Consider the following 14,346-nt stretch of genomic DNA (forward strand, 5'->3'; position numbering starts at 1 on the left):
CACTCATTTACCCTCCGTTTACCTCCGCTTACGCGTTTAGCCATTGCAACACCCGTTAAAAAAAACGTGCGATAAATCGCATTCAGGTGCTATTCTGAGCCAACACTGTTTAGTAAATTAAACAACAATCATGAACACAACACCTGAACTCCATTGTGATGTACTGATCATCGGCAGCGGCGCTGCCGGTCTCTCTCTGGCGCTACGCCTGGCGGAGCATCAAAACGTTATCGTTCTGAGTAAAGGGCCGATAAGCGAGGGTTCCACGTTTTATGCCCAGGGCGGGATTGCCGCCGTGTTTGATGAGACAGACAGCATTGCCTCCCACGTCGACGATACGCTGATTGCCGGGGCCGGGATCGTGGATGCGCACGCCGCAGAGTTTGTCGCCAGCAATGCCCGCCATTGCGTGCAGTGGCTCATCGACCAGGGCGTCTTATTCGATACGCAGGTTCAACCCAACGGTGAAGAGAGCTATCACCTGACGCGCGAAGGCGGCCATAGCCACCGCCGCATCCTGCACGCAGCGGATGCCACCGGAAAAGAAGTGGAGACCACGCTGGTCGGCAAGGCGCTGAGCCATCCTAATATTCGGGTGCTTGAACGAAGCAATGCCGTTGATCTGATTATCTCCGACAAGATTGGCCTGCCGGGCACGCGTCGCGTGGTGGGCGCCTGGGTGTGGAACCGCAATAAAGAGAAGGTGGAAACCTGCCAGGCGAAGGCTGTGGTGCTGGCTACGGGCGGCGCCTCTAAAGTGTATCAGTACACCACGAACCCGGACATTGCCTCCGGAGACGGTATCGCGATGGCCTGGCGCGCCGGCTGCCGGGTGGCGAATCTTGAGTTCAATCAGTTTCACCCAACCGCCCTGTTCCATCCTCAGGCGCGCAACTTCCTGCTGACGGAAGCCCTGCGCGGCGAAGGCGCCTATCTGAAACGCCCTGACGGCACCCGCTTTATGCCGGACTTTGACGCCCGTGGAGAACTGGCCCCGCGCGATATCGTTGCCCGCGCCATCGACCATGAAATGAAGCGTCTTGGCGTGGACTGCATGTATCTTGATATCAGCCACAAGCCAGCAGAGTTTATTCGTCAGCACTTCCCGATGATTTACGAAAAACTGCTCAACCTTGGCATCGATTTAACCCGCGATCCGGTACCCATTGTGCCAGCCGCCCACTACACCTGCGGTGGGGTGATGGTTGACGATCATGGGCGTACCGATGTGGATGGTCTTTATGCTATTGGTGAGGTCAGTTATACCGGACTTCACGGCGCGAACCGTATGGCCTCTAACTCGCTGCTGGAGTGCCTGGTCTACGGCTGGTCGGCCGCAGAAGACATCACGAAACGCATGCCCTACGCCCGCGAAACAGAGCGCCTGCCTGCCTGGGATGAAAGCCGCGTGGATAACCCGGACGAGCTGGTCGTGATCCAGCACAACTGGCATGAGCTACGGCTGTTTATGTGGGATTACGTGGGGATTGTGCGCACCACGAAACGTCTGGAACGCGCCTTGCGCCGCATCACTATGCTGCAGCAGGAAATTGACGAGTATTATGCCAATTTCCGCGTATCGAATAATCTGCTGGAGCTGCGCAACCTGGTGCAGGTTGCCGAGCTAATCGTTCGCTGCGCGATGATGCGTAAAGAGAGCCGCGGGTTGCACTATACCCTGGACTACCCGGATCAGCTTGCTGAATCCGGCCCGTCGATCCTCGCCCCGCAGGTTTACATAAACAGATAAAACGCCTGGGTCAGGGCAGTGTAATCTTCGGAATAACGCTGGTCTGGCCCACGGATCACCATTCGATCGTTAAAGCATTCCCCCTCTTTCGGCGAGAGCGCCAGCAGCACGCGGTGCGGCAGTCGGCCTTCCGTATCCGAAATGTCGGTACGCAGACGTAACGTCCAGCCGATCTCCTGCGCGATACCGATGAACGTGTTGCCCGTACTCTCAGGCAGGACCACGCAGAAAAAACCCTCTTCGGAGATAAGCTCGGCCGCGCTGGTGAGCAGCGCTTTATGATCGAGGGAACGGGTATAACGCGCCTGTTCGCGCTCGGGTGTCCCGCACTCAACGCCGGGCTCGTAGTAGGGAGGGTTGCTGACGATCAAATCGTAACGCGCGGTTTGTTCAGGCGCCCAGGCGAGCACATCCGCACATTCCACTTTCATGCGGGCTGCCCAGGGCGATTCGGCCATATTGTCACTCGCCTGCTCTGCCGCCTCCGCGTCCAGTTCGACGGCATCAATGGTGACATGCTCGTCCGTGCGCTGCGCCAGCATCAATGCCACCAGCCCGCTGCCAGTACCGATATCAAGAATACGCTTAACCCCTGCGACAGGCGCCCACGCTCCCAGTAAAATACCGTCTGTACCGACCTTCATGGCACAGCGATCGTGAGCGACAAAAAATTGTTTAAACGTAAAACCATCGCGGCGCAGTTGCGCTTTGAGTTGAGACATGTCGGGGCAACCTTCTAAGTGAAACTGGAGTAGCATAGGGGAAAGCGAAGTGGCCGAAAAGCGATATCCGTACAAACAGATGAAGATTACAGCCGTAACGTCTATAATCAGCGCCCCACACAGAGGTAGAACATGACTGTAACGACTTTTTCCGAACTTGAACTCGATGAAAGCCTGCTCAATGCACTTGAGAGCAAAGGCTTCACACGCCCGACCGCCATTCAGGCAGCGGCCATTCCGCCTGCGCTTGAGGGCCGCGATGTGCTCGGTTCTGCGCCAACCGGTACGGGGAAGACTGCAGCCTATTTGCTGCCTGTGTTGCAGCATCTGCTCGACTTCCCACGCAAAAAATCTGGCCCGCCGCGTATTTTAATCCTGACGCCGACGCGCGAACTGGCCATGCAGGTGGCCGATCACGCGCGTGAACTCGCGGCAAATACCCATCTGGATATCGCTACCATCACCGGCGGCGTTGCGTATATGAACCACGCCGAAGTGTTCAGCGAAAACCAGGACATCGTCGTTGCGACGACAGGCCGCCTGCTGCAGTACATTAAAGAAGAGAACTTTGACTGCCGCGCGGTTGAAACGCTGATCCTCGACGAAGCCGACCGTATGCTGGACATGGGCTTCGCACAGGATATCGAGCACATTGCCGGGGAAACGCGCTGGCGTAACCAGACGATGCTGTTCTCTGCCACCCTCGAAGGGGAAGCGATTAAAGACTTCGCAGAGCGTCTGCTGGAAGATCCGGTAGAAGTGTCGGCAACGCCGTCCACCCGTGAGCGTAAGAAGATCCACCAGTGGTACTACCGCGCGGACAACCTTGAGCACAAGGTCGAATTGCTCAAACACCTGCTGAAGCAGGAAGACGCGCTGCGCACAATCGTGTTTGTGCGTAAGCGCGAGCGCGTGCACGAGCTGGCAGAAATGCTGCGTAACGCCGGGATCAATAACTGCTATCTTGAAGGCGAGATGGCGCAGATCAAGCGTACCGAAGGCATTAAGCGTCTGACCGACGGTCGCGTTAACGTGCTGGTTGCCACAGACGTGGCCGCTCGCGGGATCGACATTCCGGACGTCAGCCACGTCATTAACTTCGATATGCCGCGCAGCGGCGATACCTATCTGCACCGTATTGGCCGTACCGGCCGCGCGGGCCGCAAAGGTATTGCGATTTCACTGGTCGAAGCGCATGACTACCTGCTGCTGCAGAAAATTGGCCGCTATGTTGATGAGCCGCTGAAAGCGCGGGTTATTGATGGCTTGCGCCCAACCACACGTGCGCCGAGTGAAAAAATGACGGGTAAACCGTCCAAGAAAGCGCTTGCGAAACGTGCTGAGAGAAAAGAGAAAGAAAAAGAGAAACCGCGCGTGAAGCAGCGTCACCGCGATACCAAAAATATTGGTAAACGCCGTAAGCCAAGCTCTGCCGCATCAGAGACAAAAACGGAAGAGTAAAAAAAGCCGGGGACAATCCCCGGCTTTTTTATTCACCCCCGTAGCTGAAGCCTTACAGGCTTTCAGTAAAGGTACGCGCGATAACGTCGCGCTGCTGTTCTGGGGTCAGAGAGTTGAAGCGTACCGCATAACCAGACACGCGAATGGTCAGCTGCGGGTATTTTTCTGGGTGCTCAACCGCGTCCATCAGCGTTTCGCGGCGCAGTACGTTTACGTTCAGGTGCTGACCACCTTCCACGCGCACTTCTGGCTTCACTTCCATTGGAATTTCACGGTACTCGATTTCGCCCAGTTTGCTCACCGGCACGATTTCATCTTCAGCAAAACCCGCTTTCGCGACGACACAGCGCGCTTCGTTTTTCTCGCTGTCCAGCAGCCAGAAAGAGTTGAGCAGATCGTCATTTGCAGCTTTAGTAATCTGGATACCTGTAATCATGTGTTGCCTCCCTTAGGCTACATAAACTGATGTCGGCCACTCGCGGCCAATTGGTAAAACCATTGTTTCTTGTGTGTATATATATCATTCACACCCCGGTGATTTATTGATTTAAATCAACAAAAACATCAACCACATAAAGAGTGTGGTTCGAATTTATTGCTTTAGATCAATTTCACCACTTTACCAATTCAATTTAACCTGCACATTTTCAACATAAATTTAGCGACTTAGCGCACATTTCGGCGTGGAATTTTGCTCACCGGGCTTTAGCAGGTAAGCTAGTCAGAGATTGAGATTCGCAGGAGAGCGAGATGACGACACCTTTAACCTGGCATGACGTGCTGGCAGAAGAAAAGCAGCAGCCCTATTTTATCAATACGCTCAACACCGTTGCGGCTGAGCGTCAGTCCGGACAGACGATTTACCCACCGCAGAAAGATGTGTTCAACGCCTTTCGCTACACCGAACTGAGCGATGTGAAAGTGGTCATTCTGGGCCAGGATCCCTATCACGGTCCGGGCCAGGCGCATGGGCTGGCGTTTTCCGTACGTCCGGGCGTGGCGATCCCCCCTTCTCTGCTCAATATGTACAAAGAGCTTGAAGGAACCGTGCCCGGGTTTACCCGACCAAACCACGGCTACCTGGAAAGCTGGGCGCGCCAGGGCGTGCTGTTATTGAACACGGTACTCACCGTGCGGGCCGGCCAGGCGCACTCGCATGCCAGCCTGGGCTGGGAGACGTTCACCGATAAAGTCATCAGCCTGATCAACGAACACCGTGAAGGGGTCGTGTTTTTACTCTGGGGATCGCATGCGCAGAAGAAAGGGGCGATTATTGACCGCCAGCGTCATCACGTGTTGAAAGCGCCGCACCCGTCACCGCTGTCTGCACATCGCGGTTTCTTTGGCAGTAATCATTTTGTTCTGGCGAACGAATGGCTGGAAAAACGTGGCGAAACGCCAATTGACTGGATGCCTGTGTTACCGGCAGAGAGCGAGTAGTATTTGAATGTGCCGGGTCAGGCCCGGCACATGAAGAGGCTTATGCCTTATTCTGACGCCACCATTCGGCCAGCAGTACGCCGGTTGCAACGGATACGTTCAGACTTTCCACATTGCCTGTCCCATCGATTGAGACGCTCAGATCCGCACTGGAGAGCGCCGCATCAGACAGACCATCGCGTTCCTGACCCAGCACCAGCACCATCTTGCGTGGCAGCGTCGCTTTAAACAGCGGCGTACCGGCATGGCTCGAGGTGGTCACGATGGAATAACCCGCTTTGCGGAACTGCTCAAGGGCATCCAGCACGCTGTCGCCGGTGATCGGCTGTACGTGCTCGGCTCCGCCTTCCGCAGTACGGATCGCGGCACCGGATTCCAGCAGCGCGGCATCCTGCAACAGTACGCCTTTCACGCCAAAGTGCGCGCAGCTACGCATCATCGCACCCAGGTTATGCGGGTTGCCCACATCTTCCAGCGCCAGCACGCAGTCATCGGCATCCGCCTGACTGACCCACTGCTGCACGGTGGTGCCGTTACGTTTTTTGATCAGGAAGCAGACGCCGCCGTGGTGTTCGGTACCGGATGCTTTGGTCAGCTCGGCATCATCAACCACGTGGTAGGCTTTGCGGTTTGCCGCCATCCAGCGCAGCGCTTCTTTAAAGCGCGGGGTTACGCTCTGAATAAACCAGGCGCGGACGATACATTCAGGACGGCTCTGGAACAGCGCCTGGCAGGCGTTCTCGCCATACACGCGGGTCTCTTCCGCACGCTGACGGCGCAGCACTTCCGGGTCGATAAAGCTTTTACCGCTGATACCGCCGTGATCGGCCTTTTCTGGCGTTTCGTCGCCAGGTGCACGAGAAACGGTGCGCCACGGGGAGGCGTTATCACGTGAGAAGTCATCCCGCGGACGGTCATCGCGTTTGCGATCGTCACGCTTGCGGTCATCACGTTTGCGGTCATCACCGCGGTTGTTTCTGTCATCGCGGGCGGGGCGACGGCCACCGTCTGCACGAGAAGACGCCGGACGCCCGCCACCTTTTCCGGTACGCGGATTTTGGGTGCGTTTATCAGAGTCATCATCACTGCGGACATACATCACTTTGACCTTGCCGCTTTTGTTTTTCATTTCGTCGTTCATGCTTTTCTCCACCAGCGCTGCGCGAAGCGCGCAGATTACCCGATGTGCCAGCGCATAGCCATAATTTCGTACAAAAGCCTGTGACTATTGTTCTCATTGAATAAAACGCATTGTTGTTTCAAACAGGCTCATTGATAATATGTAACATATTAGAAACATTATCGGCGTCTTGCCGCTGTCCCACGGCTCTATCAGAGGTTAGTTATGAATACCGTATGTGCCAACTGTCAGGCTCTTAACCGCATTCCGGACGATCGGATTGAAGATGGTGCGAAATGCGGACGTTGTGGCCATGAATTGTTTGATGGCGATGTCATTAACGCGACGGGTGCTACGCTGGACAAACTCCTCAAGGACGATCTGCCTGTCGTAGTGGATTTCTGGGCGCCCTGGTGTGGCCCATGCCGAAGCTTCGCGCCGATCTTCGAAGACGTGGCCGAAGAGCGCAGCGGGAAAATACGTTTCGTTAAGGTCAATACTGAAGCTGAACCTGAACTGAGCGCCCGTTTTCGCATTCGCAGCATCCCGACGATTATGATTTTCAAAAAGGGTGAAGTGGTCGACATGCTCAACGGTGCGGTGCCTAAAGCCCCGTTTGATAGCTGGCTTAACGAATCACTGTAACATTCACGGGGCACATCTTGTGCCCCGTTCCCGCCTCTGCGAAAATAGGGTTTTTCCTGCATTTCGCCCATGACTGATAACGCTGTTCTTCAATTACGCGCCGAACGCCTTGCGCGCGCCACCCGTCCGTTCCTCGCGCGCGGAAACCGTATTCGCCGCTGTCAGCGTTGCCTGCTGCCGCTGAAGGTTTGCCTGTGCGAGACGCTGGCCCCGAGTTCGGCACAGAGCCGTTTTTGTCTGGTCATGTTTGATACCGAGCCGATGAAGCCCAGCAATACTGGTCGCCTGATTGCCGATATTCTGCCGGATACCGCGGCGTTTCAGTGGTCCCGCACGGAGCCCCCTCAGGCCCTGCTCGACTTAGTGGCAAACCCGGACTATCAGCCGATGGTCGTTTTCCCTGCGTCATATGCAGGTGTCGATCGCCAGGTGCTTTCGACGCCGCCATCCGGTAAACCGCCGTTGTTTATTATGCTGGACGGCACCTGGACCGAAGCGCGAAAAATGTTTCGCAAAAGCCCTTATCTCGACGCACTGCCGGTGATTTCTGTCGATCTTTCCCGCGTCTCCGCCTACCGTCTGCGTGAAGCGCATGCTGACGGGCAATACTGCACCGCCGAAGTGGCCATTGCGCTTCTGGATCTGGCGGGTGATACCGCTGCGGCTGGCGCCCTGGGCAACCATTTCTCCTGTTTCCGGGAACGCTATCTGGCAGGAAAAACCGTTCATAAGGGCAGCGTCACAGCAGCCGAGACGGAAAGCGTTTAAAATCATCAGGTCGCTTGCATTCACAGGAGGCCTGCATGAGCCAGCGAGGGTTAGAAGCGCTACTTCGTCCTAAATCCATTGCCGTCATCGGCGCATCAATGAAACCGGATCGTGCTGGCTATCTGATGATGCGCAACCTGCTGGCCGGAGGATTTAATGGGCCCGTCATGCCCGTCACGCCCGCGTATAAGGCAGTTCAGGGAGTGCTTGCATGGCCTGATGTACAGAGCCTGCCTTTCGTACCGGATCTGGCCGTACTTTGTACAAACGCGAAACGGAACCCGGAACTGCTGGAATCACTCGGCAAGAAAGGCTGTAAAACCTGCATTATTCTCTCGTCTCCGCCTGAACAGAAAGCCGAGCTTCTGGCCTGCGCCAGCCGCTATCAAATGCGCATTCTTGGACCAAACAGTCTCGGCCTGCTCGCCCCCTGGCAGGGCTTAAATGCCAGCTTCTCTCCGGTTCCGATCCGCAAAGGCAAGCTCGCGTTTATCTCGCAGTCGGCTGCGGTATCGAACACCATCCTCGACTGGGCGCAGCAGCGTGAAATGGGATTCTCCTACTTCATTGCTCTCGGCGACAGTCTGGATATCGACGTTGATGAGCTGCTGGATTTTCTGGCGCGCGACGGTAAAACCAGTGCGATCCTGCTTTATCTTGAGCACCTCAGCGACGCGCGTCGTTTTGTCTCGGCGTCGCGAAGCGCGTCGCGCAATAAGCCGATCCTAGTAATCAAAAGCGGGCGCAGCCCTGCGGCTCAGCGTCTGCTGCAGTCGCATTCCGGCATGGATCCCGCCTGGGACGCCGCTATTCAGCGCGCGGGTTTGCTGCGGGTGCAGGATACGCACGAGCTTTTTTCCGCCGTTGAAACGTTAAGCCATATGCGCCCGTTGCGCGGCGAGAAGTTAATGATTGTCAGTAACGGCGCCGCTCCTGCCGCACTCGCGCTGGATGAGCTGTGGCGGCGCTTCGGCAAGCTGGCCACGCTGAGTGAAGAGACGCTGCAGCGCCTGAAAGATGCGCTTCCGACCAGCGTGACGCCCGGCAATCCGCTTGATTTACGCGATGACGCCAGTAGCGACCGCTATATCAGGGCCATTTCCATTTTGCTGGATAGCCAGGATTTCGACGCGCTGATGATTATCCACTCCCCCAGCGCGGTCGCGCCGGGCAGCGAAAGCGCGCGCGCGCTCATTGATGCCGTGCGCAATCATCCGCGAGGCAAATATGTCACCCTGCTCACCAACTGGTGCGGTGAGTTTTCTTCGCAGGAGGCGCGACGCCTGTTCAGCGAAGCCGGACTGCCAACCTACCGCACGCCGGAAGGCACCATAACCGCGTTTATGCATATGGTGGAATATCGCCGCAACCAGAAACAGCTCCGCGAGACGCCGGCGTTGCCCGGGAATTTGACGGCCAATACCGTTGACGTTCACCGGCTGTTGCAGCAGGCGATTGAAGAAGGCGCGACGTCGCTGGATACGCATGAGGTCCAGCCCATTCTGGGCAGCTGCGGGATGCAGACCCTGCCGACCTGGATCGCCAGCGACAGCGCTGAGGCCGTGCATATTGCCGAGCAGATTGGCTATCCGGTTGCCCTGAAGCTGCGTTCGCCGGATATTCCGCATAAGTCTGACGTTCAGGGGGTGATGCTCTACCTGCGGACGGCGGCAGAGGTGCAGCAGGCAGCCGATGCCATCTTCGATCGGGTCAAAATGGCCTGGCCGCAGGCAAGGATCCACGGCTTGCTGGTGCAAAGCATGGCTAACCGCGCAGGCGCTCAGGAGTTACGCGTGGTGGTCGAACACGATCCCGTTTTCGGCCCGCTCATCATGCTGGGTGAAGGCGGCGTGGAGTGGCGCCCGGAGGAGCAGGCCGTGGTGGCGTTACCGCCGCTGAACATGAACCTGGCGCGTTATCTGATCATCCAGGCGATTAAAAGCAAAAAGATCCGCGGCCGGAGCGCGCTACGTCCGCTTGATATTGCCGGGCTAAGTCAGTTCCTGGTACAGGTCTCTAACCTGATTGTGGATTGTGCCGAGATCCAGCGGCTGGACATTCATCCGCTGCTCGCCTCCGGGAATGAGTTTACGGCGCTGGACGTGACCCTCGATATCGCGCCATTCGAAGGAGACAGCGAGAGCCGTCTGGCGATCCGCCCGTACCCTCTGCAGCTGGAGGAGTGGGTTGAGATGAAAAATGGGGAACGCGCCCTGTTCCGCCCTATTCTGCCGGAAGATGAGCCCCAGCTGCGGGCCTTTATCTCTCAGGTCACGAAAGAGGATCTTTATTATCGCTATTTTAGCGAAATCAACGAATTTACCCACGATGATTTAGCCAATATGACCCAGATCGACTACGATCGAGAAATGGCGTTTGTTGCCGTTCGTCGCGCCGATAAGGGTGATGAGATCCTCGGCGTCACGCGTGCCATTTCTGACCCGGATAACGTCGATGCGGAGTTTGCCGTGCTGGTGCGCTCCGATCTTAAAGGTCTGGGCCTGGGAAGACGACTGCTGGAAAAACTCATCAGTTATACGCGAGATCACGGATTGTTACGCCTTAATGGCATTACTATGCCTAACAATCGCGGTATGGTGACCCTGGCGCGAAAACTTGGGTTTGACGTTGATATTCAGCTGGACGAAGGTATTGTTGCCTTATCCCTCAGTCTGACATCAGCAGACAAACGCGAGTAAGCTACTGGAAATGTTACCCACTTTGGACGGGACTGGTGGTATCATTGTCCGCTTATGTTGTTTGCATAGTACAGACAACCCTTCAATGAACAGAGAAGAAACGCACTGTGATGTTGTCAAAATTTAAGCGTAATAAACATCAACAACACCTTGCTCAACTACCGAAGATTTCTCAGTCAGTTGATGATGTAGAGTTCTTTTACGCTCCCGCTCATTTTCGGGAGACGCTTCTGGAAAAGATTGCCAGCGCCACGCGACGCATTTGCATTGTGGCACTGTATCTTGAACAGGATGAAGGCGGGCGCGCGATCCTGAACGCGCTCTATGAAGCCAAACGTCAGCGTCCGGAACTGGATGTTCGCGTGCTGGTAGACTGGCATCGCGCCCAGCGTGGCCGTATTGGCGCTGCAGCATCAAACACCAATGCTGACTGGTATTGCCGCACGGCGCAGGAAAATCCTGGCGTTGACGTGCCTGTTTATGGCGTCCCGGTGAATACCCGTGAAGCGCTCGGCGTTCTTCATTTCAAGGGGTTCATCATTGATGACAGCGTGCTTTACAGCGGCGCCAGCCTCAATGATGTCTACCTTCATCAGCTCGATAAATATCGCTACGACCGCTACCATCTGATCCGTAATCCGCAGATGGCCGATATCATGTTCAACTGGGTTGATAAAAATCTGGTTCATGGCCGTGGCGTTAATCGTCTTGACGATCCCGAGCGCCCTAAAAGCCCGGAGATCAAAAACGATGTTCGCGCCTTCCGCCAGGAGTTGCGCGATGCGGTCTATCATTTCCAGGGCGATGCGAACAACGAAGAGTTATCCGTTACCCCGCTGGTAGGGCTCGGCAAATCAAGCCTGCTGAACAAAACGATCTTCCATCTGATGCCGTGTGCGGAGCAGAAACTGACTATCTGCACGCCATACTTCAATCTTCCTGCCGTGCTGGTGCGTAATATCATTCAGCTGCTGCGCGAGGGTAAAAAAGTGGAAATCATCGTGGGTGATAAAACGGCAAATGACTTCTTCATTCCCGAAGATCAGCCGTTCAAAATCATTGGTGCGCTGCCTTATCTCTATGAGATTAACCTGCGTCGTTTCCTGAGCCGCTTACAGTATTACGTCAACACTGACCAGCTGGTTGTGCGTCTCTGGAAAGATGAAGACAATAGTTACCATCTCAAAGGCATGTGGGTCGACGATGAGTGGATGCTGCTGACAGGTAACAACCTGAACCCGCGCGCATGGCGACTGGATCTGGAAAACGCTATCCTGATTCATGACCCGCAGCATGAGTTAGCCGCCCAACGTGAGCGCGAGCTGGAGCTGATTCGCACCCATACGACCGTGGTGAATCACTACCGCGAACTGCAGAGTATTGCCGATTATCCGGTAAAAGTTCGCAAGCTTATTCGCCGCTTACGTCGTATCCGTATCGACCGACTTATCAGCCGTATTCTGTAATATCCAGGCCCTGTCACCCGCAGGGCTTTTTTATGGAGCCCGTTGATGCGTATTCCTCTGGTACTGAGTGTGCTCTTCCTGAGTGGCTGTAGCCATATGGCTAACGATAGCTGGTCCGGACAGGACAAAGCACAGCATTTCCTCGCTTCCGCGATGTTGTCCGCAGCCGGTAATGAATATGCCCAGCACCAGGGATACAGCCGGGATCGTAGCGCGGCGATCGGGTTAATGTTCTCAGTAGGTCTTGGGGCATCAAAAGAACTGTGGGATAGCCGCCCCGCAGGGAGCGGCTGGAGCTGGAAAGATTTCGCCTGGGATGTCGCCGGCGCAACGACCGGCTATGCCGTATGGCAGATGGCGCGCTATTAAAGTCGAATGCCTTTCCCTTTGCGATGCAGCATCAGGGAGACAACAAACGCCAGTGCCCCCATTCCCGTTACGTACCAGAAGAATGTCGTTTCGCTTCCCCATGATTTAAGCGACAGCGCGACGTACTCCGCCGATCCGCCAAACACCGCGTTGGCTACCGCATAAGAGAGCCCTACCCCTAACGCACGGACCTGCGCCGGGAACATCTCGGCTTTCAGTATCCCACTGATGGAGGTATAGAAACTGACAATCACCATCGCCACCATCACCAGCGCAAAGGCGGCATACGGTGAAGAGACATGCTGAAGCGCTGTCAGAATGGGAACGGTACATAATGCCGATAATCCGCCAAAAATGAGCATTGAGGTACGTCGGCCAATTTTATCCGAGAGCGCACCGACGATCGGCTGTATGAGCATAAAGACAAACAGCGCCGCGGTCATGACCACACTGGCGACGTTGGCGTGCATGCCGGTGGTATTCACCAGGTACTTTTGCATATAGGTGGTGAACGTATAAAAACTGAGAGAGCCACCCGCAGTGAAGCCCAGCACCATCAGGAAAGCTTTGCGGTTACGCCATAACCCTTTGAATGTTCCCGCCTCCTTCAGCATCCGGACCTCTTTCTGAGAGGTTTCATCTAACTGACGGCGTAGCCAAAGTGCGACAATCGCCAGCACGGCCCCCATTGCGAAGGGAATTCGCCATCCCCAGGCGTGAAGTTGTTCGTCCGTCAAAATCTGCTGCAGGATCACCACCACAAGAATGGCCAGCAGTTGACCGCCAATCAGCGTGACGTACTGGAATGAGGCGTAAAAACCTTTACGGCCTTCCAGTGCAATTTCGCTCATGTAGGTCGCACTGGTACCGTATTCACCGCCCACCGATAATCCCTGAAATAAGCGGGCCAGCAAAAGCAGCGCCGGTGCCCAGGTGCCAATCGATTCATATCCCGGTAAGCAGGCGATCACCAGCGAGCCAAAGCACATCATACACACCGAGATCAGCATCGAGGCCTTACGCCCGCGACGATCCGCAATACGGCCGAACAGCCAGCCCCCGATGGGTCGCATTAAAAATCCTGCGGCAAAAACCCCAGCCGTTTGTAGCAGCTGTGTAGTGGTGTTGCCGGATGGGAAGAAAATATGTGCGAAGTAGAGTGAACAGAATGAGTAGACGTAAAAGTCGAACCATTCAACCAGATTCCCTGAAGAGGCGCTGATGATTGCCCATACCCTTCTTCGGGTATCACTGTGAGCCAGCGTCCCGTGTGATGTCATGCTTTCTGTCATTGTGATTATGCTCCTGCCATAAACTGCGGCGTATTGAGCCAGAAGGCTCAATAACCTCGTAAATGAAATGTTATAATTTTGTTATAAATAACATTGCGACAGGGATCACACATTCCATTAGCAGGATAAGGGATTAAGAGAAAGGCCAGGATGGAGATAAAAGCAAAAAACCCCGCACCTTCCGGTACGGGGTTCTTCTTGTTTGATGCCTGGCAGTTCCCTACTCTCACATGGGGAGACCCCACACTACCATCGGCGCTACGGCGTTTCACTTCTGAGTTCGGCATGGGGTCAGGTGGGACCACCGCGCTAAAGCCGCCAGGCAAATTCTGTTAATCTGTATCAGGCTGAAAATCTGTCTCTTCGCCAAAACATCTTCGGCGTTGTAAGGTTAAGCCTCACGGTTCATTAGTATCGGTTAGCTCAACGCATCGCTGCGCTTACACACCCGACCTATCAACGTCGTCGTCTTCAACGTTCCTTCAGGAGACTTAAAGTCTCAGGGAGAACTCATCTCGGGGCAAGTTTCGTGCTTAGATGCTTTCAGCACTTATCTTTTCCGCATTTAGCTACCGGGCAGTGCCATTGGCATGACAACCCGAACACCAGTGATG

General features: G+C 55.3%; 12 protein-coding genes and 2 rRNA genes. 8 read left to right on the top strand and 6 right to left on the bottom strand.

Annotated elements, in window-relative coordinates; genetic code table 11:
- Positions 1 to 130: 130 nt before the first annotated feature.
- Positions 131 to 1,750: an L-aspartate oxidase gene (nadB, locus tag FHC48_RS08315; protein ID WP_008502187.1), complete on the top strand. Its 1,620-nt coding sequence runs from the start codon at positions 131 to 133 to the stop codon at positions 1,748 to 1,750.
- On the opposite strand, the gene FHC48_RS08320 is transcribed toward nadB, so the two are convergent.
- Positions 1,735 to 2,472, bottom strand: a complete 738-nt coding sequence (locus FHC48_RS08320; RefSeq protein ID WP_059360696.1) for a tRNA(1)(Val) (adenine(37)-N(6))-methyltransferase TrmN — start codon at positions 2,470 to 2,472, stop codon at positions 1,735 to 1,737. The genes nadB and FHC48_RS08320 overlap by 16 nt on opposite strands.
- A 132-nt stretch (positions 2,473 to 2,604) precedes the next feature.
- On the opposite strand from FHC48_RS08320, the gene srmB reads away from it, so the two are divergent.
- The gene (gene srmB / locus FHC48_RS08325) at positions 2,605 to 3,933 is read left to right on the top strand and encodes an ATP-dependent RNA helicase SrmB (RefSeq protein WP_008502189.1); all 1,329 of its coding nucleotides are present in this window, start codon (positions 2,605 to 2,607) and stop codon (positions 3,931 to 3,933) included.
- A gap of 52 nt (positions 3,934 to 3,985) precedes the next feature.
- Here the strand turns inward: srmB and grcA are convergent, their stop codons facing one another.
- Positions 3,986 to 4,369: an autonomous glycyl radical cofactor GrcA gene (grcA, locus tag FHC48_RS08330; protein WP_008502190.1), complete on the bottom strand. Its 384-nt coding sequence runs from the start codon at positions 4,367 to 4,369 to the stop codon at positions 3,986 to 3,988.
- Positions 4,370 to 4,683: 314 nt separating this feature from the next.
- On the opposite strand from grcA, the gene ung reads away from it, so the two are divergent.
- Positions 4,684 to 5,373 (top strand): uracil-DNA glycosylase, encoded by a 690-nt coding sequence (gene ung / locus FHC48_RS08335; protein ID WP_023294333.1) that lies wholly within the window; start codon positions 4,684 to 4,686, stop codon positions 5,371 to 5,373.
- A gap of 40 nt (positions 5,374 to 5,413) precedes the next feature.
- On the opposite strand, the gene FHC48_RS08340 is transcribed toward ung, so the two are convergent.
- Positions 5,414 to 6,514, bottom strand: coding sequence for a tRNA/rRNA methyltransferase (locus tag FHC48_RS08340; RefSeq protein ID WP_008502192.1), 1,101 nt, complete (start codon positions 6,512 to 6,514; stop codon positions 5,414 to 5,416).
- Positions 6,515 to 6,718: 204 nt separating this feature from the next.
- Between FHC48_RS08340 and trxC the strand changes: the two genes are divergently transcribed.
- The 5 genes from trxC to FHC48_RS08370 all read left to right on the top strand — a co-directional run bounded on the left by trxC (position 6,719) and on the right by FHC48_RS08370 (position 12,440).
- On the top strand, positions 6,719 to 7,138 hold the full coding sequence (trxC, locus tag FHC48_RS08345; protein ID WP_021241886.1) for a thioredoxin TrxC: 420 nt from the start codon (positions 6,719 to 6,721) through the stop codon (positions 7,136 to 7,138).
- Positions 7,139 to 7,207: 69 nt separating this feature from the next.
- Positions 7,208 to 7,906, top strand: coding sequence for a tRNA-uridine aminocarboxypropyltransferase (gene tapT, locus FHC48_RS08350; protein WP_032653070.1), 699 nt, complete (start codon positions 7,208 to 7,210; stop codon positions 7,904 to 7,906).
- Positions 7,907 to 7,941: 35 nt separating this feature from the next.
- Positions 7,942 to 10,605 (top strand): bifunctional acetate--CoA ligase family protein/GNAT family N-acetyltransferase, encoded by a 2,664-nt coding sequence (gene pat, locus FHC48_RS08355; RefSeq protein WP_059362906.1) that lies wholly within the window; start codon positions 7,942 to 7,944, stop codon positions 10,603 to 10,605.
- A 110-nt stretch (positions 10,606 to 10,715) separates the two neighbouring features.
- Positions 10,716 to 12,071, top strand: a complete 1,356-nt coding sequence (pssA, locus tag FHC48_RS08365) for a CDP-diacylglycerol--serine O-phosphatidyltransferase (RefSeq protein WP_023294337.1) — start codon at positions 10,716 to 10,718, stop codon at positions 12,069 to 12,071.
- Positions 12,072 to 12,116: 45 nt separating this feature from the next.
- Positions 12,117 to 12,440 carry a YfiM family lipoprotein gene (locus tag FHC48_RS08370; RefSeq protein WP_008502197.1) on the top strand — a complete coding sequence of 108 codons (324 nt, stop codon included), beginning with the start codon at positions 12,117 to 12,119 and terminating at the stop codon, positions 12,438 to 12,440.
- On the opposite strand, the gene FHC48_RS08375 is transcribed toward FHC48_RS08370, so the two are convergent.
- From FHC48_RS08375 to FHC48_RS08385, 3 genes are all read right to left on the bottom strand, one after another.
- The gene (locus FHC48_RS08375; RefSeq protein ID WP_008502198.1) at positions 12,437 to 13,732 is read right to left on the bottom strand and encodes an MFS transporter; all 1,296 of its coding nucleotides are present in this window, start codon (positions 13,730 to 13,732) and stop codon (positions 12,437 to 12,439) included. The genes FHC48_RS08370 and FHC48_RS08375 overlap by 4 nt on opposite strands.
- 207 nt (positions 13,733 to 13,939) lie before the next feature.
- Positions 13,940 to 14,055 (bottom strand): 5S ribosomal RNA (rrf, locus tag FHC48_RS08380).
- A 64-nt stretch (positions 14,056 to 14,119) separates the two neighbouring features.
- Positions 14,120 to 14,346: ribosomal RNA gene (locus FHC48_RS08385) — 23S ribosomal RNA — on the bottom strand; the annotation flags it as partial.

The organism is Enterobacter sp. EC_50 (assembly GCF_019584525.1).
GTDB classification, from domain to species: domain Bacteria; phylum Pseudomonadota; class Gammaproteobacteria; order Enterobacterales; family Enterobacteriaceae; genus Enterobacter; species Enterobacter roggenkampii.